Raw genomic sequence first — 23,468 nt, forward strand, 5'->3', positions numbered from 1 at the left:
TATTTTTAGTTGGTTAAACTCAAATTAAGCTTTAGGATGATTGTCAGAGGTTTTCATTCTCCAGGCATCCAACATCCAGGTGGTTTTCTCCAATTCTCGGATGTAGGCACCAATTAAATCAATTGTTCCTTCATCATTTGCTTTATCTGCTGCATCTATCACATTTTTCATTTGTTTTAGAAGTGTTGTGTGATCGTCAATCAAGGTGTCAATCATTTCAGCATCACTGAGAGTAGCTTTAGATTCTTTAAGGTTTGACATTTTTAAGTATTCACTTAAATTACTAGTTGGCTGGTATCTCAAAGTTAAAATACGTTCTGCGATTTCATCAACTTTAAGTTTGGTGTCATCATACATTTCTTCAAACTTGACGTGCAAATCAAAAAAACTTTTGCCAACTATATTCCAGTGAAAATTACGCAATTTTTGGTAATACATATGAAAGTCAGCTAAAAGAATGTTTAGTTGGTTGACAGTGTTAGTGGTTTTCTCTTTGTCTAAATTTAAGATATTCATAGTTTTGTTGTTTTTTTTGTTAATACCATAAATTTACAACCAAAATTAACACTTTACAAGTGAAAATAGGGGTTTAATAGAAGTTTAACTTCTGCTTATTGTAATAAGATTTAGCTGTTTTTTATTGGACATTTTCAATTTGCTTTTGTAAGGTTTTTAATTGATCTCTATATTTTGCTGCCTGAATAAAATCGAGTTCTTTGGAAGCTATTTCCATCGCTTTTCTGGTATCTCTTATTTTTTTCTCCAGTTGAGGTTTGGTTTCATATTTGTTCTTTGCCTCTTCAGCTGCGTGAACCAACATTTCTTCCAGTGAATATTCCTTTGCCTTTGGTTTGCTTAATGCATTGTCCAGACTCTTTTTGATTTGTGTAGGGGTGATGTTATTTTCACTATTATACTTAGCTTGTTTTTCTCTTTTATAATTTGTACTGTCAATGGTAGCCTGCATACTTTTTGTTATTTTATCTGCATACATAATTGCTTTTCCATTCAGGTTTCTGGCAGCTCTGCCCACTGTTTGTGTCAACGAACGCTCACTTCTCAAAAAGCCTTCTTTATCAGCATCCAAGATGGCTACTAGTGATACTTCCGGTAAGTCCAGTCCTTCTCTAAGTAAATTAACACCGATAAGTACATCAAAAAGCCCCAGTCTAAGGTCCTGCATAATCTCAACACGTTCAAGTGTATCAACATCACTATGAATATAACGACATCTTACATTGATGCGGGTGAGATATTTTGTAAGCTCTTCTGCCATTCGTTTGGTTAAGGTGGTAACCAATACCCGTTCGTCCTTTTCAACTCTAAGTTGTATTTCTTCCAACAAATCATCTATTTGATTCAAACTTGGCCTAACTTCAATGGGCGGATCAAGAAGTCCTGTGGGTCTGATAATTTGCTCAATAAATACTCCACCACTTTTTTCAAGCTCATAATCTGCGGGTGTCGCACTCACATAAATCACTTGATTTTGAAGAGCTTCAAATTCTTCAAACTTTAAAGGTCGGTTGTCCATCGCTGCTGGAAGCCTAAAACCATACTCCACAAGGTTTTCCTTTCTTGAACGATCACCTCCATACATTGCACTCACCTGCGGAATTGAAACGTGGCTTTCATCTACCAACATAAGGTAGTCTTTTGGAAAATAATCCAATAAACAGAATGGGCGTGTTCCCGGTTTTCTTCCGTCGAGATAACGTGAATAATTTTCTATTCCACTACAATATCCCAACTCCCTAATCATTTCAAGGTCAAAATTGGTGCGCTCTTCCAGTCGTTTTGCTTCCAGATGTTTACCAATTTCTTTGAAATAATCAATTTGCTTAACGAGATCATCCTGAATTTCACGTATGGCACCTTGAAGCACATCAGGAGAAGTCACAAACATATTGGCTGGATAGATGTTAAGCCGTTCATGTTTTTCAATCACTTTGTTGGTTTTCACATCAAAAGATTCAATTTCTTCAATCTCATCCCCAAAAAAATGAATTCTGAAAGCATCATCTGCATAACTCGGAAAAACATCAACTGTATCACCTTTTATTCTGAAATTTCCATGAAAAAATTCAGCCTCAGTTCTTGAATACAGACTTTGCACTAACCGATGCAATAATTTGGTTCTGGAAAGCACCATGTCTTTTTCCAGCTCAATAACGTTTTTTTGAAACTCTACAGGATTCCCAATACCATATAAACACGATACTGATGCAACCACCAAAACATCTCTTCTTCCTGATAATAAGGAGGAAGTGGTGCTTAAACGCAATTTTTCGATTTCCTCATTTATGGATAAATCCTTTTCAATGTAAGTTCCGCTGGTGGGGATGTATGCTTCCGGCTGGTAGTAATCATAGTAGGACACAAAATACTCTACTGCATTGTTAGGAAAAAACTGCTTAAACTCGGCATAAAGCTGAGCAGCCAGTGTTTTATTGTGTGCGAGTACCAATGTTGGTTTTTGCACATTTTCAACCACATTTGCAACAGTAAATGTTTTTCCACTACCGGTAACCCCCAAAAGTGTTTGGTATTTTTCTCCGGTTTCAATACCCTCAGTCAGTGCACTGATTGCAGTAGGTTGATCACCTGTGGGTTTGAAATCTGAAACCAATTGAAATTTCATGTAACTATTTATTAAAGTTTTAAATAGGCTTTCGCCGAAAGGCTTTTCAAAATTAATGAAAAACTAACGCTTCAGCGTAAAATGGCCACCATAAATACTACCATCTTCAAAAGTAGCCTTAAACCAATAATCAGAAGAAGGTAGTGGTCGTCCTCTATTGGTGCCGTCCCAACCGTAAGAACTGAAATCCAGCCAGTGAAGAATTTTTCCGTACCGATCAAAAATAACCAGGTTTTTAATGAGGTTATCTCTTAGGTTCACTCCTTTAACTGTCCAGTAATCATTTACGCCATCGCAGTTTGGTGTGAAATAGTTTGGAAACCCAACAACAAAAACTTTTAAGCTTTTAACCCCGCAACCGTTGAGGTCTATTACATAAACAGTATAAATACCCCCACTGAGGTTTTCAAAGACATTGCTTTCCTGAAAAGGACCGTCTGGATTGTTTAGCGCATACAAGTAATTGCCACTGCCTTCAGCATTGATGGTAACGGTTTGGTTTCCATATTTTCCGGAAAGTTCATAGTTCAGGTTTGGTAGTTCTGATGCAATAACTGTTATTGTTCGGGTTGATGTGCAGGTGTAATTAGTACCGTTATAATTGTAAGTATAACTTACCTCAACTTCATAAACCCCCGGTTCATTAACTTGAACTGTGGGTGTAAAAGCCCCGGTGTTCCAGCGAAATGAAAAGTCGCTCACATCTCCGATTACCCCTGAGTCCAGAATAATTGGTTCCGGAAAAGTGTTTAAACAGTAGGTCATTTCTTCGGGACCTGAAAATTGAGGTGAAGGAATAACCGTAAGATAAACAGGAACAATCCCTGAACAATTTCCATTTTCAGTTAAACGAGCATAAATGGTTTGCATCACCGGATTGGTATTTATAAAAGGCGAAGTCAATTCATTGCTTCCTTCCAATGCCTCATTGAGGTCTTCATGAAAGGAAACCTGTAGGTTTAGACCATATTCATTTTGCAAGTCGAGGATAATTTCAGAAAGGTTAAAAGATGCAACTGAAGGATTGTTAGGCAAAGAGCAATTTACCAGTTCAAATGGGGTGTAAAAGCTAGTGGTTGTACTTAAAGTTACTCCCGCAATGGAAGAACACCCAGTCTGTAAAGCGGCCCTGGCATATACCACTTGATTTACAGAGGTGTTTGCAAAACTTGTGGGGTTTTGTATTGAGTTGGTATTGTTTTCAGCATTTTGCTGACTTGTGAAAAAAGCTTCTAACTGCAGATTGTTATTACCATCAATAATTTGCTCTTGAGCATCATAGAGATTAAAAACAGCATAACCGGAATTGGCTTCTTCACATTGAATCAATGTTATGTTTTGAAGCGTGATGGGTTCTTCATATTCAACAGAAATTGTGCCGTTAATGTCACAATTGGAGTTTTCCAAAACTATTTCAACTTCATAAAAACCGTCTTGTGTTATGGTGTATGTCGGGTTTGTTTCGCCTGGTAAAATAGAGCCGTTTCGAAACCATTGGTATTGATTGTTGCCGGTGTAAGAAGCATCAAGTTCTAAGTTTTCACCAAAACAAAGCGGATTCCCAGTGGCAAAAAGCCTGTCAGAACCTATGTCAGTTTCTACATCAAAAGTTCCACCACCTAGGAAGATTGCTGAGTCATACAAAGAATTTTCCTGGTCTGCAATCACTAGTTTGATGTGATATAAAACCCCGGGTGTTACATTGGCTTCTGCTCTTAAAACATTGGTTTGACCGTTGAAATTTGTTGGATGCTCCGTGCCGTTAAAAGTGTCAAAAAACTGCTGGTTTGCTGCAGGACAAATAGTTCCTTCACCTCTAATCGTGGTGATTTTTACAGGAATATTTGTGCCAGGCACAACTGCAAGGTTGTCATAATTTTCCTGACTGTTTACTTCCTTTAAAAGAAATGCAAAGCCATCTGAATAGTTACATTGATTGGGGTTGTTGTAACCATAATACTGTTCAGATGAAAAGACATATTCAAAAATCATTTTATCTGCAATGGGCATAAAGTCAAATTCGAGTACTGTGGCATTGACAGAATTTGATTCACCAATAGCAGTTTCTAAATCAGCATCTCCTTGCCAGGAATTGTTGCCTTCACTAAGCAGGCTGTTGTTTGGACCTTCAGCAGAAACTGCCTTACCTGTTGAGAGAATGATTCCTTCCTGAAATGGAAAACCTTCTGATGTATTACTGAAATAACCGTAACTTCTGTTTTCCTGCCAACCTGTTGCAGAAAAATTTGATACATTGGCACAAGGACTGTTAATCAATATGTTTTCGACCAATTGCTGTGCCGAAAAAGTATCCTGAACCTCAATGTATTGTGAAAAGCAAAAATTTTGAATCAGTACAAATAAAAAGAGCGGTAATTTAAAACGCATGCAGGATAATCTTATTTCTTTTTTAAAGCCGTGCAAAAGTAGGGAATATCCTTGTTTTATGTTTAAAATTTAACAATACGATTCACTTTAGTGAAACTCAGTTTAACTATTTGACAATGTCAAGAGCAACTCTGTCTTTTCTGTTCGCCAGCTCCCAGGCTGTATGGAAGACCAGTCGGGCTCTTTTTTCGTAGAGTTTATATTCAATTTTATCAGCTGTGTCAGTTATTTTGTGGTAGTCTTCGTGAACACCACTAAAATAAAAAATCACTGGAATATTGTTTTTTGCAAAATTGTAGTGATCGCTTCTGTAGTAAAATCTATTGGGGTCGTTGTCTGCATTGAATGTATAGTCTAGTTCAAGATTTACATAAGTATTATTTACAGTTTCTGATACCTCATGCAATTCCTGACTCAGTTTATCACTACCAATTAAGTAAATGTATTCCGGAGTTTCTTTTTTGTTGGGGTCAATTCTTCCAATCATATCAATGTTTAAATTAGCTATGGTGTTTTCAAGAGGAAATATGGGGTTTTCTGTATAAAACCTGGAACCTACAAGCCCAATTTCTTCACCGGTTACATGTAAAAATGCAATGCTTCTTTTTGGACCGTTTCCATCATCCTTTGCTTTTTGAAAGGCTTTAGCCATAAGCATTAAAGCCACAGTGCCACTGCCATCGTCATCAGCTCCGTTAAAAATATTTCCGTTTTTGTCGACGCCCACGTGATCATAATGTGCAGTAACGATCACAACTTCATCAGGCTTTTCTGAGCCTTCTACAAAAGCGATAATGTTTTCAGAATCTTTAATTCCGCTGCCTTCTCTAAAAAAATCTGCAGGTACTTCTTGAAAGAAGTCATCAGGGCCTAGGGGTGATTTTATATTGTTTTCAAGGTAAAATTGCTTGATATACTCAGCTGCTTTTTTCTGACCTGGTTCACCGGTTTTTCTACCTTCCATTTCATCTGAAGCTATGATATAAAGGTGCTCTTTTAGTGTTTCAGCATTGATGGTAGTTTCATAATCAACGGCACTTATTTGAACGTTACCCTCTGAATTTGTAGTTTGGTTTGAATTAGTTGTTTTACAAGCCAGAAAAAAGACAAGTAAAGGAAGGAGTAGAAGTTTTTTCATTGTTTAATAGTTTTGGTAAAAATAGTGTTCCCAGGTTTATTTTGAAATAAAAAAAGTGTGAAACTTTCTTTAAAAAATAGGTTTCACACTTTAAATTGTAATGTTCAAGTGTATTAATCCAGTGGTGCACCAACAGGAATGTCACAACGGTGACCCGGTTGCCCGTGTGCCGGATTAACATTTTCACCTGTACTGGTATTGTTACTATTTACAGGTACATTTCCTGAGTTTTTAATAACAGGAGATTGTGTTGATTTGATTGTTTGTTCTTTTGAGCTTCCGTTAAGCGGTGCCCCTACAGGAATATCGCAGCGGTGGCCGGGTTGCCCATGTGCTGGGTTAACAGCTACATCGCCATTGTTATTTGGAGTTGAATTTTGTGTTTCATTTTTTACAGTTTCGGTTTCTGTAGTTTCTTCAGCATTTTTTTCTGATTTATCTTCTTTACAAGAGATAAACACAATCATCATTCCAGCGCAAAGTAACAAGGGTAATTTTTTGAAAATTTGTAATAACATATTTCTGTTTTTTTTGATTTGTAAAATTGAGGGTCTAAAGTACAAAAATTGTACTGTAAAGCAATATTTAGTGTTATAATTATTTATTAAGATTTGCTAAGCTTAGAAGTTGATTTTGAGAACTTGCTATCAAAATATTCCAAAAGAACCAATGGTGTTAAAATCATCGTCATAGCATAAACACTATCTTCCAAAGGAATTGTAACCATTCTGATACCCATATTTTGTGTATTGTCATACCACACGACCTGCTCTTCTATAAAACTTCCGGTAAGAATTCCGTTTACGATAAAAAAGGGAATGAGCATTACCAGAAAGGTAAGGTAAAACTGTTGCAATAAATCCTTTCGATAATGTAATACCAATAAAAGCAATAGCACAGCATAACCAAAATTAATAACCGGATACCATCTGTCATAAAACAGCACAATCAAAAGAAAAAACAATGCAATAAGAATAAATGTAATTGCAGAAGTTAAATTTTCTGAGAGTTTCCAGTTTGGAAAATAATGTAGTAACGCATAATGTGTAAAAATACAGGCATAAGGGATACACACAAAAAACATCCATTCCTCTATCGGAAGGTTTACAAGGTATATGCCAGTGAGGTAATCCGGATTAAAACCCCAGTAACCGTTTGCGGTAAATACAATATCCCAAGGAATAAAAAACAACATCATAATAATGATAGAGGGGAAAATGAATTTCCACTTTTTGTAAAGTTTGAGCTTGGGATGAAAACTATATAAAAAAGGGATGGAGAGTGACCCGAGATTCAGCCAAAGATAAAGGGAATCCATAAATTATTTCTTAAAATATTTCAACGGCGGAATCAACATTCCAAAGCTTTCCCCTTTGTCTTTACCTGTGTGTTTGTGGTGCATTTTATGTGCCCGTCGAATGGCTTTTGCATAGCGGTTGTTAGCATTTCTAAAGAGTTTAAACCGTTGGTGAATAAAAATATCGTGTACAAAAAAATAGGTTAAGCCGTAAGCAAAAATACCTAAGCCAATAGGCAAACCATACCACATATCATAGTTTTTCCAGGCGATAAAAAAAGTGATACTCACAGCGGCATAAAAGAGGAAGAAAAAGTCATTTCGTTCCCACCAGCTTTCGTGGTCTTTTTTGTGATGGTCTTTGTGGAGGCTCCATAAAAACCCATGCATAATGTATTTATGTGTAAACCAAGCCATAAATTCCATAAAGAAAAATGTTCCTAAAAATATTGCTATCCAAAGTATGATTCCCATGTTAAAGTAAGTTTAATCGGTAACTGACATAACTTTTTGCAAGTAAACTCATTTTTTGGTAATTGTTGACTCTTATCCTGGCATTTTTTATTTTGGCAGAAGGTGTGAGTTTAAGTTTGTTTAAAAGTTTTTTGTAATAAATGTAGGCTGTGTAAACACCAAATTTTGCTTCAACCGGCAATTGATTGATGCCTTGAAAACCCATTGCAAAATTATGCTCAATATCGCTAATTATTTTTTGTTTTGATACCTCATCAAGTTTGTTCAAATCTGTTTCGGGAAAATAACTTCTGCTTAAGTCTTCGTGGTCTGCTTTTAAATCTCTTAAAAAGTTTACTTTTTGAAATGCTGAACCCAAATGCATAGCTGCATCTTTCAATTGGTCATATTTTTTTTGATCTCCTTTCACAAAAACTTTGAGACACATTAAGCCTACCACATCTGCAGAGCCATAAATGTAAGCTTTATATTCTTCTTCAGTTAAATAAGTTGATTTTGTCAAGTCAAGTTTCATGCTATTCATAAATGAATCAACCAGGTGTTTGTCGATGTTGTATCTATGAAAGGTGTGTTGGAAAGAATTCAAAATGGGATTGAGACTAATTTTATCAGTCAATGCGTCTTCAAGCGCCCTTTCAAAACGAGCAAAGAGGATTTCTTTCTTGTAGTCGTGAAAAGAATCTACAATTTCATCGGCAAATCTAACGAAGCCATAAATATTGTATATGTCTTGTCGGATACTTCCAGCAAGCATTTTTGTAGCAATTGAAAAAGAAGTACTGTAAGAGGTCGTTACAGTTTTACTACATTTTTCAGAAACAGTGTCAAATAGTGCTTTCATAACATTTGGGTTGATATTAGTTGGCATTTTTTTCAATCAGTTGAGCTGTCAATTTACCGGAGATTAAGGAGGGAGGCACACCCGGTCCCGGAACTGTCAATTGGCCAGTAAAATAAAGGTTATTAACTTTACTGCTTTTTAATTTTGGTCTTAAGAAAGCTGTTTGAAATAATGTGTTTGCTAACCCATAGGCATTTCCTTTATAGGAATTGTATTGTTCAATAAAATCATTGACACAAAAACTTTCCTTAAATATAACGAATTTTTTAACTTCCTGATTGGTTAATTTTTCAAAACGGGTCATTATTTTCTCAAAATAATCTGCTCTCACTTCAGGAATATCAGTTAAACCTGGAGCTAATGGAATTAAAAAAATCCCGGCTTCTTTTCCCTGTGGTGCAGCACTTTCATCGGTTTTTGATGGGAAGCTAGCGTAGAAAAGTGGCTCTTCAGGCCATTCGGGTTTGTCATAAATTGCCTGAGCATGTTTTTCAAAACTCACGTCAAAAAACAACGTGTGGTGGGCTACATTTTCAATTTTTTTGTCAAAACCCACATAAAAAAGCAATGATGAAGGTGCAAACGTCTTTTTCTCCCAATAGATTTCAGAGTATTGACGGTACTTTAAATCCAGAAGTGTTTCTGTATGATGGTAATCAGCCCCGCTCAATACAATTTCTGAAACTATTTTTTTACCATTTGAAATAATTCCTACAGCTTTATTTTTATCTACTAATATTTCTTCAACATTTTGATTGGTTTTTATTGTGACTCCTAATTCCTCAGCCAGAGATTTCATAGCATTAATGACACTATACATTCCGTTTTTTGGATGAAAAGTTCCTAAACCAAAGTCGGCATAGTTCATAAAACTATAGAAAGCCGGAGTGTTTGAAGCTTTTGCACCCAAAAACAACACCGGAAATTCAAGAATTGAAATGAGTCGTTCATTTTTAAATTCTTTTCTCACCTCTTTACTAATGGTGCTAAAAAACTGTCTTATTTTTAAAAATGTTGCCGGTGTGACTAATTCTAATGGGGAAACTCCGGGTCTGTAAACTAAATCTTTAATCGCTATGTTGTAGTTATTCTGGGCTTCTTTTATAAATTTTTGAAGCTTTACAGAGCTTCCTTTTTCTTCATTTTCAAATGCAATACAAATTTTCTCAAGAGTGTCTTCAATTGTTATGAAATCATTGAGACCAAAGTATACAGAGTAGGCGGGATTTAATTTGATTAATTTATAATAATCTGAAGGTTTTTTATCAAAATCTGAAAAGAAGCGTTCAAAAACATCAGGCATCCAATACCACGTGGGGCCTATATCAAAAACAAACCCTTCTTTGGAGAGCTGTCGCGCCCTGCCACCAACGGCGTTGTTTTTTTCATAGATGGCAACTTTGTTTCCGGCTTTTGCCAAATAGCAAGCTGCTGACAGTGCAGCAAAACCTGAACCAATAATTGAAATAGTTTTACTCATATTTGTTCAACAAAAATATATAAAAATTAAACAAAAATGCAATTGATAAAAAAAATTAAGATTATTTTATCATAGTTCGTTTATAAACTGTGACAAACTATTGAACAATTTAATGTTACTCGGAATTTCTAAATCATTATTAATTATTTGACTTCCAAATAACCAAATTTTATTGTCTGTGTTTTTTGAGACTGTAAAATTTAAATCTTTTATAAAACTCTGGAGGTTTTCTTTTTCAGGTTGAACAGTGAGATAAGAGATAAATATCATATGGTTGTGGTGATTGAGTAAATGACTCAGGTTTTCAGTTGGGATATTGTTTCCCAAATAAATCGTTTTAAACCCGTTTGACAATAATTCATAATTTACATATAGTAAGCCTATCTCATGAATTTCATTTAGTGGTAAGAAAAGAACAAAAATATTATCAGATTTTGAAGGCGGTTTTGAAGAGGCTTTTTCAATTTCTACAATAATTTTTTGTTTGAGATGTTCAGAAATAAAGCGTTCGTGTGAAGGATCTATAGTTCCGGTTTGCCAAAGTAGTCCAATATCATTTAGTAATGGAATAAAAACATGAAAAAAGATTTCTCTGAAGCTATATTGTTTTTCAAGTCTATTGAACGTGTTGTGAAATAGCTGCGGGTCAAAATGCAACATCGATGATTTAAATTCAGAAACAGCAAAAACCTCTGCAGAATCGTGTAAACCCGATTCCTTTATCAAATTTTCAATCTCGGAATTTTTTAATTGAGCTATTCTTGAAATTTTGTAACCATGATTGTATAGATAGGTCACATTGAGGAGTTTCATTAGATTATTCAAACTATAAAACCGAATGTTGGTATCAGTTCTTTCAGGGCTTAGCAGATTGTATCTTTTTTCCCATATTCTAATTGTATGAGCTTTGATACCACTTAAATGTTCTAAGTCTTTAATACTAAACTGCGTTTTTATTCCCATCGCAAGAAGTGTTTAATGTATGGTTTGTTTTGTTAAACCAAGTAAATGTAGTAAAAGAAATCTTAGGAATAAAAAAAAAGGAAGTAAAAAAAGTGCCCGGAGTGGGACTTGAACCCACACGCCCTAAAGGACACATGGCCCTCAACCATGCCTGTCTACCAATTCCAGCACCCGGGCGGGGTGAACTTAAAGGTTTTGTAAAGATACACCTATAAGTTATTTTGGAAAAAAAAAGTTAAGCATTTTGCTTAACTTTTTTGTGATCTGGCTGGGGCTCGAACCCAGGACCCTCTCCTTAAAAGGGAGATGCTCTACCAACTGAGCTACCAGATCATTATTTCATTTGTTGCACACCATTTCTGTAATGCGGGTGCAAATATAGTGTCATTATATTTATTTATCAAACCTATTATGAATTTAATTTTAGAATTTTTATTTCATTACTTTTACCCTCTTAATTCATAGTAGTTTATAATGACAAAAAGAATTGTAATCTTAGGATATATGGGCAGTGGGAAGTCTACAATTGCAGAAAAATTATCAAAAGAGACCACAAAAAAAATGGTTGATTTAGATGATTATATTGAAAAAAAAGAAAAGCTTAGCATACCCCAAATATTTAAAACAAAAGGAGAAATCTATTTTAGGAAAATTGAGCGAGCCTATTTAAAAGAACTCCTTGATGATTCAACAATTGCAATAATAAGTCTCGGTGGCGGAACTCCGTGCTATGGTGACCATCTAGAATTGATTCAAAAAACTGAAAATTTAGCATCTGTGTATCTTTCTGTCCCACTAAAAACCTTAACAGACAGACTCTACCAAGAAAAGAAAAACCGGCCATTAATTAGTCACCTAGACACAAAAGAAATGCTTGAAGATTTTATCAGGAAACACTTGTTTGAACGAAGTTTTTACTACAATCAAGCAGATATTGTGATTCAAACGGAATCTAAGTCAGTTGACAAAATAACAGACGAAATTAAAACTAAACTACTCTAGAACAGCCCGATTATTATTTTTCTCAAAAATTACTGAAACATTTTCGTTGAGTGAAGTTGAAAGTGAAATGCCTTTAAAGTCTGCCTTCACAGGAAATTTTTTATGATTTCTATCTATAAGTACAGCCGTTTTAATTTGTTTAACTGGTACTTCTAAAATATATTTAACCGCATGAATCAAGGTACTTCCCGAATGTAAAACATCATCGATCACAACAATTGAGGTGGATTGAATTTCCTGTAAAGGAATAGAAGTTTTTATAGTATTCAATGGCGATTTTTTATCCATTTCAATAACGCAAAGTATGACTTTCAGCGGGGCAATTTTTTCAACTTCAGTCTTTAATTTTTTTGCCAGTAAAAAACCGTTTTCTTTAATTCCAGCCAGTACAATATGAGTTTCATCTACATTGGATTCATAAATTTGATAGGCCATTCTCATAAGAATTCGCTCAATTTTTGAGTGGTCTAAAATTTGATTTTTTTCAAGCAGCATGTTTTTATTTTTTGAGAATGTGAATAGTTATTCTTTTTCAAAGATAATAAAGAGTTCTGTATCCTTTCTCGGCAAAATTGAATTATAGCATCGTTCCATTGTTTTTATATTGAATAGGTTTTGAAAATAAGTAATATATTCACTTTTACTGCCGCCAAATGGAGGTCCGTCTTTAGTGAGTGGGAAATCAAATAACACACCGGCTAATTTTCCATTTTTATTTAACAAAGTACTCATTTTATTTGCATATTCTTGTCTTAATACAGGATCTAATGCACAAAAAAAAGTTTGTTCTAAAATCAGATCATACGTTTTAGAAAATTCAAAAAAATCTGTCTGAATAAGATTTTCTTTGGGAAAATCAGGCACTCTGTTTTGAAAATTTACAAGGGGCTGTTTTGCAATGTCAATTACATCTACATTTTCAAATCCTTTATTATGTAGATATTCCGCTTCATAACTGTTTCCTGCTCCGGGAATCAGTATTGTTGCAGAAGTGTCTTTCAAAGAGTCAATGTAAACTTTTAGAGGTTCAGAAACAGCACCAATATCCCAACCGGTTTTTTGTGCTTGATATCGTTCTTCCCAAAAATCTTTATTTAATTCCAATTTTCATCGAAATTTAAATCGTCATATTCGTCGGGGTCAAGCTCATCTGCGTCTTCGTCTTCATCAAACAGAGCTTCGGTTTCAAATTCTTTTTCAGGGGCCTGGTCAGGAATTTCACCGTGGGCAAACATCAAGTTTGGGTAAAGCGTTCCGGGAACGGGTTCTGCAATGTCAGCGAGTTCAACCATGAAAGTCCACATACTTAAAAAGTCATAGATGTAAATAAGTTTGGTGTTGTCTTTTGAAACAACATCTTCCAGCAATGTGTTTTGCATGTTTCGGTCAGCATCATCCATACTGAATAAAGAAATTTCTTCATCCTGGTTCCATTCTTTATCACAGGTGAAAAAGGAGGCCATTTCTTGCCCTCCAAAACCAAAAGCTTGTGTAATGGCATTGTGAAAATCTTCCAGTGTTGCTTCTTTGGATATTTCGATATCTCTAAAAACATCGTCGTGAGCATCAAGTATAACTCTAAAACGATAAATCATAAATCAATATTTTTAAGTGTTTGTAAATTTAAATGCTTATCTGCTAAATCTATGCAATGAAAATGTCATCCCTGCCAGTAGGAAAAACGCTCCGATTTGGTGTAAAACCCCCAATGAAAGGGGTACAGCATAGAGTAGGGTGAATATTCCTAAAACGAACTGAACTCCTACCAAAATTAACAGCCAGTTGACACTTTGTTGTTGTGCAAAGGTAAGGGTTAATTGTTTTGCCTTTACCCATATTATCAGAATTAGTGCTACAACGACATAAGCCAAATACCTATGGATGAACTGCACGCCACTTTTGCCTTCTATAAAATTTCTCCAAACAGGTTGTTGTTCTATAAAAACTGATTCATGAATAAGTTTACCATCATTCATTAAAGGCCAGGTATTGTGAATTAAACCGGCATTGAGTCCTGCGACAAAAGCTCCCCAAACTATTTGAATGATTAAAATAAAATAAGTGAAACGCAGTAAATTTCTAAATGAAATATATTCCGGTTCTTTTTTTGGATAGATTAAATTTAGAGCAACCCAAAATGTAAATGCAAAAGTGATGAAGGCAGTTATTAAGTGCATTGCAAGCCTGTAGTGGCTCACATATGGGTTATCTACCAATCCGCTTTTAACCATATACCAACCTAAAAAACCTTGAAAACCACCAAGAAATAAAAGCACAAAACAGTTCTTAAGTGTTTCTTTATCCAGTTTTTTTGTGACCCAGAAATAAATAAAAGGAATAATAAAAACCACACCCAACAACCGACCTAATAACCTGTGAAACCATTCCCAAAAATAAATAAACTTGTAGTCTTCCAATTGAAAATCATAGTTGCTGTTAATTTTTTGGTATTCGGGAAACTGTTTATATTCATCAAAAGCTGCTTCCCACTGTTGCTCATTTAATGGGGGAATTACTTCTGTGATGATGTGCCAGTCGGTCATCGATAGTCCGGAATCTGTCAACCTTGTAATACCTCCAACCAATACCATGATGAAGATTAAAAAACACCCGGTAAATAACCAAATAACAACAGATTTTTTTGCTTTCATAGGTTTGAACAATTAATTAGTTTTTATTCCCATTTTTTTTGCTTTTTCAAACATAAAACTTTTTGCAGCCTCATATTCATTGGGAATCTTACCATCTAAAATAGCTTCTTTGATTGCTTCTTTCAAAACTCCTATTTCTCTAGAGGGTTTGAGGTGAAAAATTTCCATAATTTCTTCACCGCTCACAGGGGGTTGAAAGTTTCTAACTCTATCTCGCTCTTCAACATCTACAATGCGTTCTCTTACTTTTTTAAAATTATTAAGGTATAGTTTTTGTTTTTTTGGATTTTTTGTGGTGATGTCAGCTTCACAAAGCGTCATTAATTCATCGATATTTTCACCAGCATCAAAAACCAAACGTCTTACTGCACTATCTGTGACCTCTCCGGAAATCGCAATGGGACGAGAACTCATAAAAACCATTTTTTGAACAAATTTCATTTTATCATTCAATGGAAGTCTGAGGCGTTTAAAAAGTTTATAAACCATTTTAGCACCTACAAATTCGTGACCGTGGAAGGTCCAGCCTATTTTTTTATCAAACTTTTTGGTAGGAGCTTTGCCAATGTCGTGGAGTAAGGCTGCCCAGCGTAGCCAAAGATTGTCTGAAGTTTTAGAAATATTATCTACAACTTCTAAAGTATGCCAAAAATTATCTTTGTGGCGCTGACCTTCGATTTCATCAATACCTTGCAGTGCGGTTAATTCAGGAAGAATAAGTGATAACAATCCGGTTTGATGCAAAAGTGAAAAACCTATAGATGGTGTGTTACACAATAAAATTTTATGCAGTTCTTCAGTGATGCGTTCATTGGAGATAATTTTTATGCGCTCGCTGTTTTTTGTTATGGCGTCCAGTGAATCTTTTTCAATTTTGAAATCCAATTGACACGCAAACCTGATAGCTCTAAGCATTCTCAAAGGGTCATCACTATAAGTTATATCTGGATCAAGTGGAGTGCGAATTATTTTCTCTTCAAGGTCTTGTATGCCGTTGAACGGATCAATTAGCTTACCAAAACTTTTTTCGTTAAGACTGAGAGCAAGTGCATTTATCGTAAAGTCACGTCTGTTTTGGTCGTCTTCTAAAGTACCATTTTCTACAGCCGGTTTTCTACTACCTCGATTATAGGACTCTTTTCTTGCACCTACAAATTCAATTTCTAAACCTGCTGTTTTTAACATGGCTGTACCAAAATTCTTAAAAACTGAAACGTTTGGTTTTTCAGGAAGTAATTCTGAAGTTTTTTTTGCCAAATCAATCCCGCTTCCCACAGCTACAACATCAATATCTTTTTTTGAATTCCTGTTAAGTAAAAAGTCTCTTACAAACCCTCCAATAACATAGGTTTCAAGTTGAAGTTCTTCTGAAGCCTGAGTGAGCATATTGAAAACAGGGTGCTCAAGTGCATTTTTATGATTGACTTTTTTTGTCATAATGGAATATTACTTTCTGATAATTTGCACCAAACCATCACTTTTGAGTTTGATGATGCTTGAAGGTTTGGAGTTTTGGCTTTCGCCCGGCAAATTTACCACATAGTCAACGCCATTCAAAATCTCTTTACTTATTTCATTGAAATTTTTAGGTGCCGGATAACCACTTATGTTGGCCGAAGTAGAAACCAATGGACGCTTAAGTTTTTTTAAAAGTTCAAAAGCAAACCCTTTTTTAACAAGACGCATTCCCAGGGAGTCATCATCAGCAATTAAATTTTCAGCAATCCCAATGGGTTTGTCGTAAATGATAGTGGTGGGGTTTGCTGAGTGTTCAAGAATATCATAAGCCGCATCAGGGATCTCATAAATATATTTTTCCAGCATTCTAATACTTGAAACCAGGCAAAGCATCGACTTGCTTTCAGCCCTTTTTTTTAGTTGATATATTTTTGAAACCGCAGTTGCATTGGTAGCGTCACAACCAATTCCCCAAATAGTATCGGTTGGATATAAAATAATGCCTCCTTTGTTGAGGTATTCAAGAGTGGTTTCAACTTCTAGGCTAAACATGTTGATTTTTCTGCAAAAATACATCAGAAAAATTGAGTGAGCAGTTGATTTTCATAATAAATACAAATTGTATCTTTGGCAAAATTTATTCCGGTGAAGGAACACAAAGAATTTCAAGAACTACCCCAAAGTTTTCAAAATCAAATTATTCAATTTGTAAGACATTTTGATAAAGAAGGAACGCTGTTTGGTAAAGTAGCCAGGAATGCTATAAAAATTAAAGATATTGAAGGTGTTACGGTTAATGTAAAAGCGTTTAAAATTCCTCATTTAGTGAATCAATTTGTTTATAAATATTTAAGGAAATCAAAGGCACGTCGCTCCTTTGAAAATGCAAAATATTTGTTGGAAAAGGGAATTGGAACACCAAAACCTATGGCATATTTTGAATATTTCAACACAATAGGTTTGAAAAAAAGTTATTATATAAGCATACATCAAGAGTGTGATTTGACCTTCAGGGAGCTAATTACAAATCCTGATTATCCAAACAGAAAATTCATACTCAGGTCAATGGCAGAGTTTACTTTTAAGTTACATGAGAACAACATTTTATTCAAAGATCATTCTCCCGGTAACACTCTAATTAAAAAGTCTGAAAACAACTACGATTTTTTTCTTGTTGACCTAAACCGAATGGAATTCAAACTACTTTCTTTTGAGGAGCGCATTAAAAACTTTTCTCGCTTGACACCTAAAAAGGAAATGATTAAAGTTATGAGTGAGCGCTATGCAGAATTGATTGATAAAAACCCCGATGATGTCTTTAATTTAATGTGGCAATACACTCAGGCATTTCAGAAAAAATTTCACACAAAAAAGCGAATAAAAAAGAAATTTGGCCTTAAAAAGTAGTTTTTACAACTATGTTCTAGCTTTTTTCTGAAGCTGATATAATTTGATATACTTCAAAAAAGTAACATTATAGGTTTGAACACAAATTATCAACCCATTGAGACCATCAAGAAAACCAAGTCTCAGGAAATAAGATTTAAAAAAGGCCCAGGCCGGACGATAAAGAATTTTCCAAACAGAAGATTTTTTCCCTACATCAAAATAAGCTTGAGAAGCAATGGTTGAAAAACGCTCTACTTTTTGGTTGTGTTCTATATAATCTCTATAAATCCAATGCAAAATATCACCTTTGAGCTTTCCTGAACTTTTTGGGTTAAAAAGTTTATAGGAATCATGTGGGTTAATGCCTCTCCATTCACCTTTTCCTTTTTTAAATAGACGTAGTTTTTTATCAGGGTACCAATCAGAATGTTTAATCCATTGACCACAATAGTTGTTTTTGCGATTTGTATAATAACCATCGTGTTTCCAGTTTTCTTTTAATTCAAGAATGGAATTTTTCAATGGATCAGAAAGTGCTTCATCGCCATCAAGGGATAGAATGTAATCGTGGGATGTTTGAGTTATTGCAAAGTTTTTTTGCTCTTTATATCCCAGAAACTTTTGTTCTACAAACTTCACCTGGTATTTTTCGCAAATTTGTTTTGTGCTATCAGTAGAATAGGAATCAACTACAACAATTTCATCTGCAATACCATTGAGTGACTTTAAACATTTTTCTAGATGTTCTTCTTCGTTAAAGGTTATAATTACTGCAGAGAGTTTAATCATGTATCTTGCGAAGTATTTTTCAGATTGAAAAAATATTAATGAGCCAAATTTAAAACCTTTTTTATTGAAATCATATAATTCTTAACTTTTGTTAGAATTCTTATATTTTATTTCGATAAAAAAAAGTGCTTCTGTAAAAAATAGTTAATTTTGCTGTATGGCAAATTTCCAAAACTTTGGTGTTCAAAATAAACCTAGTGGGGTTTCTGTAATTATTAGCACCTATAACTCTGAAGCTTGGTTGGAAAAAGTGCTATGGGGTTATGAGACACAAACCTTCAGAAATTTTGAAGTAATTATAGCTGATGATGGATCTAAAAAGCCAACACTGGATTTGATTAATTTTCTCAAAGATGAAGTTTCCTACCCAATTAAACACGTTTGGCAAGAAGATGACGGTTTTCAAAAATCAAGAATTTTAAACAAAGCTATTCAAATCTGTCAAGAAGATTACATATTGATGTCTGATGGAGATTGTATTCCCAGAAATGACTTTCTTGAAGTTCATTATAAAAATAGAAAACCGGGATATTTTTTATCAGGCGGTTATTTTATGTTGCCAATGGAGATTTCAAAAATGATTACAAAAGAAGACATCATTCAGCAAAAGTGTTTTGATGTTGATTGGCTCAAGTCCAAAGGTTTGAAAAGTTCTTTTAAAAATAATAAGCTAAGAGCAAAAGGAGCCTTAGAAACCCTTTTAAATTTATTAACGCCCACTAAACCAACTTGGAATGGACATAATGCTTCCGGGTGGAAAACAGATATTCTTGCAGTCAATGGTTTTGATGAACGCATGCAATATGGAGGTCAGGATAGGGAGCTTGGAGAGCGACTATTTAATTTAGGTGTTAAGTCAAAGCAAATAAGATATTCAGCTATTTGCATTCATTTAGACCATAAAAGAGGTTATAAAACACCAGAGTCAATCTCAAAAAATAAAGCAATCAGAAAGAAAACAGTTGAGGAACATTTGAGTTGGACACCTTTTGGAATAGAAAAAAAAGAATCTTCTGAAGCTTAAACTGATTAGCTTTTTTTTTATTTGCCGGAAAACCTTGAAAGTTTTGTACTTTGATTCCAGAGAAAAAGTAGAGGAGCAAGCCTTTGATGGTAAGTTTTAATTGGGGTTTATAACTTTAGTCTTCATCAATTTGATCAATCCTGTTACTAGTTATAAGAACAGGAACTACCTCTTCCTCCAAGTCGCTATATGAAGTAGAAACTTAAAGTCCATTTATTTAATGGAATTAAAATCCTATTTAAAATTAATTTTTACTTACCTACTTTAAATTTAAAAAAAGCATTTAAAAATAGACTTGAATTGTGTACAAAATATTTTCAATTTACACGTTTTTCTAGCCATTTTAATAAATATATTAAAACAGGTTGAGGACATAGGTCTAAGCTTTGTAAGCCTAGAAAAAGTTTTTTATTATTATTAAAGTTTAATTTAATTTTATACCATAGCAGAGGTTTTTTGTATGATCTAAAATAAATTAGTTGTAGCCTATTCATTTGAATAAATGATTTATTTTTTATTTCAAGATGATTTGCTAAACCTTGAATTATAAATTGTTTTTTATTCCTGAATTTATATTGAATATTATCTAAAACGGTCTGTTCATTTTGTTTAAAGAAGTTTTCTAAAGTTGATTTTCTTAAAGGGTGAGGAGTATGTCTGAAATAAAAAAATTTTTCTGAAAACCCCGCAAGAATTGAAGAATTTTGATGAACGTGTTTTAGACTGAATTTTGATTGTTTTATCTTTTTCTTACGTTTCTTTTTGTTAATATTAAGCCACTTGCCCCTTAAAACAGGAAGACCATCTCTAAAAAAGTCATTAGAACTAGTTTTATTTATTAAAAAAATATCATCATTTAAATAAATAAAATGTTCTGCCAACCCTGGAACTCTAAACATAAATGTTTCAATCGTTAAGCTATTAAAGGTAGGTAGGTATTGCTCATATCCTTTAAAAATTAATTTATGATCTATTATTGAAATTTTTTTGTAAGATTTATTGTTTTTTTCGGTATTTAAAAATTCTGGGGTTTGTTCATCAGTAATGATGAATATATTTCTTATGTAGGGCGCAAATTTTATTAAGGAATCTATTGTAAATTTAATTTCGTTTACGTGATCATATCTTGTTCTAAAACTTTTAGTATTAATTTTTTCAATATTTTCTATATGGGGCAGCATTTTTGATTTATGTTTACTATCACCTCCGTCAACCCATAACACCACTGCATCTATTGGATGTTCTTTTGTCATAATTTAAAATGTTTACTATAATAGAGTGTTAAATTAATTAATAAAAAGGCTTTATTCTAACGAAAGAAATCCCTATTATTAAATTGAATTACACTGCAACATCATACGTTCGCAACGCATCATTCAAAGAGGTCTTTTTATCAGTACTTTCTTTTCTTTTTCCGATAATTAATGCACAAGGCACCTGAAACTCTCCGGCGGCAAATTTTTTGGTATAACTTCCGGGTATCACTACTGAACGTGCAGGAATGTATCCTTTTATTTCAATAGGGTCTGAGCCAGTTACATCAATAATTTTTGTTGAGCCCGTTAAGACAACATTGGCACCCAGTACAGCCTCTTTCTCAACTCTAATGCCTTCAACTACAATACATCGGGATCCAATAAACGCATTGTCCTCAATAATAACCGGAGCAGCCTGTAAAGGTTCCAAAACCCCTCCAATGCCAACACCTCCACTCAAGTGTACGTTTTTGCCAATTTGTGCACAACTTCCAACTGTCGCCCAGGTGTCAACCATTGTGCCTTCATCTACATAAGCACCAATGTTTACATAACTGGGCATCATAATCACACCGCTTGAAATATAAGCTCCAAATCGTGCAACAGCATGAGGAACAACTCGAATATTTTTTTCTTTATAACCTGATTTTAATGGAATCTTATCATGATACTCAAAAATGCCAACCTCAAAAGTTTCCATTTTTTGAATCGGAAAGTATAAAACAACCGCTTTTTTCACCCATTCATTCACTTGCCAACCATTGTCTGTGGGCTGAGCTACTCTTAATTGACCGTTATCTAACAAAGAAATAACTTCTCTAATGGCAGAAATTGTTTCCGCTTGTGATAATAACTCCCTGTTATCCCAGGCATTTTCTATAATTGATTTGAGAGATTTCATTTTCTGACGTTTTTAGCAAAGATAATTGCTTTCAACAAAAAATAGTGCAAATCGTTGATAAGTATTACCTTTACCAATTCAAAGTTATGGCAAGAATTTTAGCAATAGACTATGGTACCAAAAGAACCGGCATAGCTGTTACTGATGAGTTACAGCTAATTGCCTCGGGACTTACAACGGTGGAAACTAAAAATTTACTTTCTTTTTTAATTGACTATACCCAAAAAGAAAACGTAACACTTTTTCTGATTGGTGAGCCAAGAAGAATGAATGATATGCCCTCTGATGTTGAAGTTCATATAGCTGCATTCATCAAAAAGTTAATTAAGGAAATTCCATCAATTCCAGTAAAACGAGTTGATGAACGATTTACTTCAAAAATGGCTTTTCAAACAATGATTGACAGTGGTTTGAAAAAAAAGCAACGCCGTAACAAGGCCTTAATAGATGAAATTAGCGCAACAATTCTATTGCAGGAATACCTTTATAACAAATCCTGAAAACACATGCCACATTTTTATAACTATAAAGAAAAGTATTTTATTAGTACTAATTTTAAAGTGATGTACTCCACTTTAAGAAGGCAGGAATATTTAAAAAAAGTAAAGTTGTTTTTTTTATTATTCAGCAATAAAGACAAATACATCATAGTTAGAGAACCATATGACAGAGTGGAATCCTTTTTTAGAGACGCTTTAAGGAAAAGACTTATAAACAATGATGAATGGCATCGAAGTCAAAAAATATTTTTTAAACCGCTCCAAGTTCAAAATAAATCAACAAGTGAAAAATTCAAAGCTCTTGAAAAATTAAATTTTGAGGATTTCATCAAACTTGTTCCGGTTGTTTATAATAAAAACCGCCACTTGCATCCGCAGAACTATATTTTTAAACGTATTCTTCCAAAGCGAATATTAAAATTAAATAATGTGGCTGATATGGAATTTTTGGCAAACAATTTGAATATAAACGTCGATATAAAAGCCAATTCAACAGACCAATTTAAGACTGACATCACGTGGACAAAAGAACTCATTGAGATAGTAAATCAGATATATCATAAAGATTTTGAGTTATATGGTTTTGAAAAAAAGTAAACTTATTACACTTGTTCGTTAGTTGTATAAAATTGTAATTTTGTAAAAAATATACGTTAATGATTTTACCAATAGTAGCCTATGGCGATCCGGTTTTAAGAAAAAAAGGTGCTGACATTTCTCAAGATTATCCTTCATTAGATGAATTAATCAAAAATATGTATGAAACCATGTACAACGCTCATGGCGTTGGTTTGGCAGCACCTCAAATTGGAATTCCCATCAGGCTTTTTATAATAGACGGAGCACCCTTTTCACAAGATGAAGAGCTGTCTCAAGAAGAGCAGGAGTTTTTAGAAAATTTCAAACAAACTTTTATCAATGCAAAAATTCTTGAAGAAACAGGAGATGAATGGGCATTTAACGAAGGGTGTCTTAGTATTCCTGATGTTAGAGAGGATGTTTTCAGAAAAGAAAAAATAACTATTTCATTTTATGATGAAAATTTTACACAACAAACAAAAACTTTTGAGGGCATTGCAGCCAGAATCATTCAACATGAATATGATCATATTGAAGGAGTTTTGTTTACCGACAAACTTTCTCCTCTTAAAAGACGTTTGATAAAAGGAAAACTTTCAAATATTTCAAAAGGAAAAGTGAATGCCGACTATAAAATGCGGTTTCCCAAGATGAAGAAAAAGCGTTAAATACAAGGTAAATTTCAATTTCTAACTAT

At 34.1% G+C, this 23,468-nt stretch carries 25 protein-coding genes and 2 tRNA genes; 6 read left to right on the forward strand and 21 right to left on the reverse strand.

The features are described from left to right. Positions 1 to 24: 24 nt before the first annotated feature. From IEV69_RS07005 to IEV69_RS07060, 12 genes are all read right to left on the reverse strand, one after another. On the reverse strand, positions 25 to 516 hold the full coding sequence (locus IEV69_RS07005; RefSeq protein ID WP_188440916.1) for a Dps family protein: 492 nt from the start codon (positions 514 to 516) through the stop codon (positions 25 to 27). A 121-nt stretch (positions 517 to 637) separates the two neighbouring features. Further along, positions 638 to 2,641: an excinuclease ABC subunit UvrB gene (gene uvrB, locus IEV69_RS07010; RefSeq protein WP_188440918.1), complete on the reverse strand. Its 2,004-nt coding sequence runs from the start codon at positions 2,639 to 2,641 to the stop codon at positions 638 to 640. Between the two features lie 63 nt (positions 2,642 to 2,704). Continuing rightward, complete coding sequence (locus IEV69_RS07015; RefSeq protein WP_188440920.1) at positions 2,705 to 5,029, reverse strand: T9SS type B sorting domain-containing protein; 2,325 nt, start codon at positions 5,027 to 5,029, stop codon at positions 2,705 to 2,707. A 106-nt stretch (positions 5,030 to 5,135) separates the two neighbouring features. Then, a complete protein-coding gene (locus IEV69_RS07020; RefSeq protein WP_188440922.1) occupies positions 5,136 to 6,167 on the reverse strand; it encodes a M28 family metallopeptidase in 1,032 nt (343 codons plus the stop codon). Between the two features lie 113 nt (positions 6,168 to 6,280). Beyond that, positions 6,281 to 6,685, reverse strand: a complete 405-nt coding sequence (locus IEV69_RS07025; RefSeq protein ID WP_188440924.1) for a hypothetical protein — start codon at positions 6,683 to 6,685, stop codon at positions 6,281 to 6,283. Positions 6,686 to 6,771: 86 nt separating this feature from the next. Beyond that, a complete protein-coding gene (locus IEV69_RS07030; RefSeq protein WP_188440926.1) occupies positions 6,772 to 7,485 on the reverse strand; it encodes a lycopene cyclase domain-containing protein in 714 nt (237 codons plus the stop codon). A gap of 3 nt (positions 7,486 to 7,488) precedes the next feature. After that, positions 7,489 to 7,938: a sterol desaturase family protein gene (locus IEV69_RS07035; RefSeq protein WP_188440928.1), complete on the reverse strand. Its 450-nt coding sequence runs from the start codon at positions 7,936 to 7,938 to the stop codon at positions 7,489 to 7,491. Position 7,939: 1 nt separating this feature from the next. After that, positions 7,940 to 8,779: a phytoene/squalene synthase family protein gene (locus IEV69_RS07040; protein WP_188441271.1), complete on the reverse strand. Its 840-nt coding sequence runs from the start codon at positions 8,777 to 8,779 to the stop codon at positions 7,940 to 7,942. Positions 8,780 to 8,795: 16 nt separating this feature from the next. Continuing rightward, entirely contained in the window at positions 8,796 to 10,259 is a 1,464-nt protein-coding gene (gene crtID, locus IEV69_RS07045; RefSeq protein ID WP_188440930.1) for a bifunctional phytoene desaturase/3,4-desaturase, read from the reverse strand. 69 nt (positions 10,260 to 10,328) lie between these two features. Further along, the gene (locus IEV69_RS07050) at positions 10,329 to 11,222 is read right to left on the reverse strand and encodes a MerR family transcriptional regulator (protein ID WP_188440932.1); all 894 of its coding nucleotides are present in this window, start codon (positions 11,220 to 11,222) and stop codon (positions 10,329 to 10,331) included. Between the two features lie 93 nt (positions 11,223 to 11,315). Then, a tRNA-Leu gene (locus IEV69_RS07055) sits at positions 11,316 to 11,399 on the reverse strand. An 83-nt stretch (positions 11,400 to 11,482) separates the two neighbouring features. Next, positions 11,483 to 11,555 (reverse strand) — tRNA-Lys (locus tag IEV69_RS07060). A gap of 141 nt (positions 11,556 to 11,696) precedes the next feature. Between IEV69_RS07060 and IEV69_RS07065 the strand changes: the two genes are divergently transcribed. Then, complete coding sequence (locus IEV69_RS07065; protein ID WP_188440933.1) at positions 11,697 to 12,224, forward strand: shikimate kinase; 528 nt, start codon at positions 11,697 to 11,699, stop codon at positions 12,222 to 12,224. Here IEV69_RS07065 and IEV69_RS07070 read toward each other — a convergent pair. From IEV69_RS07070 to IEV69_RS07095, 6 genes are read right to left on the reverse strand one after another with little or no spacing between them, the layout of a single operon-like run. Further along, positions 12,216 to 12,719 carry a phosphoribosyltransferase family protein gene (locus IEV69_RS07070; protein WP_188440935.1) on the reverse strand — a complete coding sequence of 168 codons (504 nt, stop codon included), beginning with the start codon at positions 12,717 to 12,719 and terminating at the stop codon, positions 12,216 to 12,218. The two genes, IEV69_RS07065 and IEV69_RS07070, sit on opposite strands and share 9 nt — an antisense overlap. Positions 12,720 to 12,746: 27 nt before the next feature. Beyond that, positions 12,747 to 13,328, reverse strand: coding sequence for a class I SAM-dependent methyltransferase (locus IEV69_RS07075; protein ID WP_188440937.1), 582 nt, complete (start codon positions 13,326 to 13,328; stop codon positions 12,747 to 12,749). Then, positions 13,319 to 13,819: an IS1096 element passenger TnpR family protein gene (locus IEV69_RS07080; RefSeq protein WP_188440938.1), complete on the reverse strand. Its 501-nt coding sequence runs from the start codon at positions 13,817 to 13,819 to the stop codon at positions 13,319 to 13,321. The genes IEV69_RS07075 and IEV69_RS07080 overlap by 10 nt, the downstream gene beginning before the upstream one ends. 36 nt (positions 13,820 to 13,855) lie before the next feature. Further along, the gene (locus IEV69_RS07085) at positions 13,856 to 14,875 is read right to left on the reverse strand and encodes a COX15/CtaA family protein (protein ID WP_188440940.1); all 1,020 of its coding nucleotides are present in this window, start codon (positions 14,873 to 14,875) and stop codon (positions 13,856 to 13,858) included. A 12-nt stretch (positions 14,876 to 14,887) separates the two neighbouring features. Then, positions 14,888 to 16,312: a CCA tRNA nucleotidyltransferase gene (locus IEV69_RS07090; protein WP_188440942.1), complete on the reverse strand. Its 1,425-nt coding sequence runs from the start codon at positions 16,310 to 16,312 to the stop codon at positions 14,888 to 14,890. A gap of 9 nt (positions 16,313 to 16,321) precedes the next feature. Continuing rightward, entirely contained in the window at positions 16,322 to 16,885 is a 564-nt protein-coding gene (locus tag IEV69_RS07095) for an L-threonylcarbamoyladenylate synthase (protein WP_188440944.1), read from the reverse strand. 75 nt (positions 16,886 to 16,960) lie between these two features. Here IEV69_RS07095 and IEV69_RS07100 point away from each other — a divergent pair, with 75 nt between their 5' ends. Beyond that, positions 16,961 to 17,740, forward strand: coding sequence for a lipopolysaccharide kinase InaA family protein (locus IEV69_RS07100; protein WP_229741390.1), 780 nt, complete (start codon positions 16,961 to 16,963; stop codon positions 17,738 to 17,740). Positions 17,741 to 17,749: 9 nt separating this feature from the next. On the opposite strand, the gene IEV69_RS07105 is transcribed toward IEV69_RS07100, so the two are convergent. Beyond that, positions 17,750 to 18,511, reverse strand: a complete 762-nt coding sequence (locus tag IEV69_RS07105; protein WP_188440946.1) for a glycosyltransferase family 2 protein — start codon at positions 18,509 to 18,511, stop codon at positions 17,750 to 17,752. Positions 18,512 to 18,668: 157 nt separating this feature from the next. On the opposite strand from IEV69_RS07105, the gene IEV69_RS07110 reads away from it, so the two are divergent. Then, positions 18,669 to 19,535: a glycosyltransferase family 2 protein gene (locus IEV69_RS07110; protein ID WP_188440948.1), complete on the forward strand. Its 867-nt coding sequence runs from the start codon at positions 18,669 to 18,671 to the stop codon at positions 19,533 to 19,535. Positions 19,536 to 19,852: 317 nt separating this feature from the next. Here IEV69_RS07110 and IEV69_RS07115 read toward each other — a convergent pair whose 3' ends face one another. Both IEV69_RS07115 and IEV69_RS07120 read right to left on the reverse strand, forming a co-directional pair. Further along, positions 19,853 to 20,788, reverse strand: a complete 936-nt coding sequence (locus tag IEV69_RS07115) for a stealth family protein (RefSeq protein ID WP_188440950.1) — start codon at positions 20,786 to 20,788, stop codon at positions 19,853 to 19,855. 88 nt (positions 20,789 to 20,876) lie between these two features. Then, positions 20,877 to 21,692: a 2,3,4,5-tetrahydropyridine-2,6-dicarboxylate N-succinyltransferase gene (locus IEV69_RS07120; protein ID WP_188440952.1), complete on the reverse strand. Its 816-nt coding sequence runs from the start codon at positions 21,690 to 21,692 to the stop codon at positions 20,877 to 20,879. Positions 21,693 to 21,778: 86 nt separating this feature from the next. On the opposite strand from IEV69_RS07120, the gene ruvX reads away from it, so the two are divergent. From ruvX to def, 3 genes are read left to right on the forward strand one after another with little or no spacing between them, the layout of a single operon-like run. Further along, positions 21,779 to 22,192 carry a Holliday junction resolvase RuvX gene (ruvX, locus tag IEV69_RS07125; RefSeq protein WP_188440953.1) on the forward strand — a complete coding sequence of 138 codons (414 nt, stop codon included), beginning with the start codon at positions 21,779 to 21,781 and terminating at the stop codon, positions 22,190 to 22,192. A gap of 6 nt (positions 22,193 to 22,198) precedes the next feature. Next, on the forward strand, positions 22,199 to 22,789 hold the full coding sequence (locus tag IEV69_RS07130; RefSeq protein WP_188440955.1) for a sulfotransferase family 2 domain-containing protein: 591 nt from the start codon (positions 22,199 to 22,201) through the stop codon (positions 22,787 to 22,789). Positions 22,790 to 22,848: 59 nt separating this feature from the next. Further along, positions 22,849 to 23,439, forward strand: coding sequence for a peptide deformylase (gene def / locus IEV69_RS07135; protein WP_188440957.1), 591 nt, complete (start codon positions 22,849 to 22,851; stop codon positions 23,437 to 23,439). Positions 23,440 to 23,468 lie beyond the last annotated feature (29 nt).

Origin of the sequence: Planktosalinus lacus, from assembly GCF_014640155.1 — a bacterium.
Classification (GTDB): domain Bacteria; phylum Bacteroidota; class Bacteroidia; order Flavobacteriales; family Flavobacteriaceae; genus Planktosalinus; species Planktosalinus lacus.

What these genes read in the sequence shown, in the direction of transcription:
- IEV69_RS07005 (WP_188440916.1), bottom strand. Translation starts at nt 516, where the DNA reads ATGAATATCTTAAATTTAGACAAAGAGAAAACCACTAACACTGTCAAC.
- uvrB (WP_188440918.1), bottom strand. Translation starts at nt 2,641, where the DNA reads ATGAAATTTCAATTGGTTTCAGATTTCAAACCCACAGGTGATCAACCT.
- IEV69_RS07015 (WP_188440920.1), bottom strand. Translation starts at nt 5,029, where the DNA reads ATGCGTTTTAAATTACCGCTCTTTTTATTTGTACTGATTCAAAATTTT.
- IEV69_RS07020 (WP_188440922.1), bottom strand. Translation starts at nt 6,167, where the DNA reads ATGAAAAAACTTCTACTCCTTCCTTTACTTGTCTTTTTTCTGGCTTGT.
- IEV69_RS07025 (WP_188440924.1), bottom strand. Translation starts at nt 6,685, where the DNA reads ATGTTATTACAAATTTTCAAAAAATTACCCTTGTTACTTTGCGCTGGA.
- IEV69_RS07030 (WP_188440926.1), bottom strand. Translation starts at nt 7,485, where the DNA reads ATGGATTCCCTTTATCTTTGGCTGAATCTCGGGTCACTCTCCATCCCT.
- IEV69_RS07035 (WP_188440928.1), bottom strand. Translation starts at nt 7,938, where the DNA reads ATGGGAATCATACTTTGGATAGCAATATTTTTAGGAACATTTTTCTTT.
- IEV69_RS07040 (WP_188441271.1), bottom strand. Translation starts at nt 8,779, where the DNA reads ATGAAAGCACTATTTGACACTGTTTCTGAAAAATGTAGTAAAACTGTA.
- crtID (WP_188440930.1), bottom strand. Translation starts at nt 10,259, where the DNA reads ATGAGTAAAACTATTTCAATTATTGGTTCAGGTTTTGCTGCACTGTCA.
- IEV69_RS07050 (WP_188440932.1), bottom strand. Translation starts at nt 11,222, where the DNA reads ATGGGAATAAAAACGCAGTTTAGTATTAAAGACTTAGAACATTTAAGT.
- IEV69_RS07065 (WP_188440933.1), top strand. Translation starts at nt 11,697, where the DNA reads ATGACAAAAAGAATTGTAATCTTAGGATATATGGGCAGTGGGAAGTCT.
- IEV69_RS07070 (WP_188440935.1), bottom strand. Translation starts at nt 12,719, where the DNA reads ATGCTGCTTGAAAAAAATCAAATTTTAGACCACTCAAAAATTGAGCGA.
- IEV69_RS07080 (WP_188440938.1), bottom strand. Translation starts at nt 13,819, where the DNA reads ATGATTTATCGTTTTAGAGTTATACTTGATGCTCACGACGATGTTTTT.
- IEV69_RS07085 (WP_188440940.1), bottom strand. Translation starts at nt 14,875, where the DNA reads ATGAAAGCAAAAAAATCTGTTGTTATTTGGTTATTTACCGGGTGTTTT.
- IEV69_RS07090 (WP_188440942.1), bottom strand. Translation starts at nt 16,312, where the DNA reads ATGACAAAAAAAGTCAATCATAAAAATGCACTTGAGCACCCTGTTTTC.
- IEV69_RS07095 (WP_188440944.1), bottom strand. Translation starts at nt 16,885, where the DNA reads ATGTTTAGCCTAGAAGTTGAAACCACTCTTGAATACCTCAACAAAGGA.
- IEV69_RS07105 (WP_188440946.1), bottom strand. Translation starts at nt 18,511, where the DNA reads ATGATTAAACTCTCTGCAGTAATTATAACCTTTAACGAAGAAGAACAT.
- IEV69_RS07110 (WP_188440948.1), top strand. Translation starts at nt 18,669, where the DNA reads ATGGCAAATTTCCAAAACTTTGGTGTTCAAAATAAACCTAGTGGGGTT.
- IEV69_RS07115 (WP_188440950.1), bottom strand. Translation starts at nt 20,788, where the DNA reads ATGACAAAAGAACATCCAATAGATGCAGTGGTGTTATGGGTTGACGGA.
- IEV69_RS07120 (WP_188440952.1), bottom strand. Translation starts at nt 21,692, where the DNA reads ATGAAATCTCTCAAATCAATTATAGAAAATGCCTGGGATAACAGGGAG.
- ruvX (WP_188440953.1), top strand. Translation starts at nt 21,779, where the DNA reads ATGGCAAGAATTTTAGCAATAGACTATGGTACCAAAAGAACCGGCATA.
- IEV69_RS07130 (WP_188440955.1), top strand. Translation starts at nt 22,199, where the DNA reads ATGCCACATTTTTATAACTATAAAGAAAAGTATTTTATTAGTACTAAT.
- def (WP_188440957.1), top strand. Translation starts at nt 22,849, where the DNA reads ATGATTTTACCAATAGTAGCCTATGGCGATCCGGTTTTAAGAAAAAAA.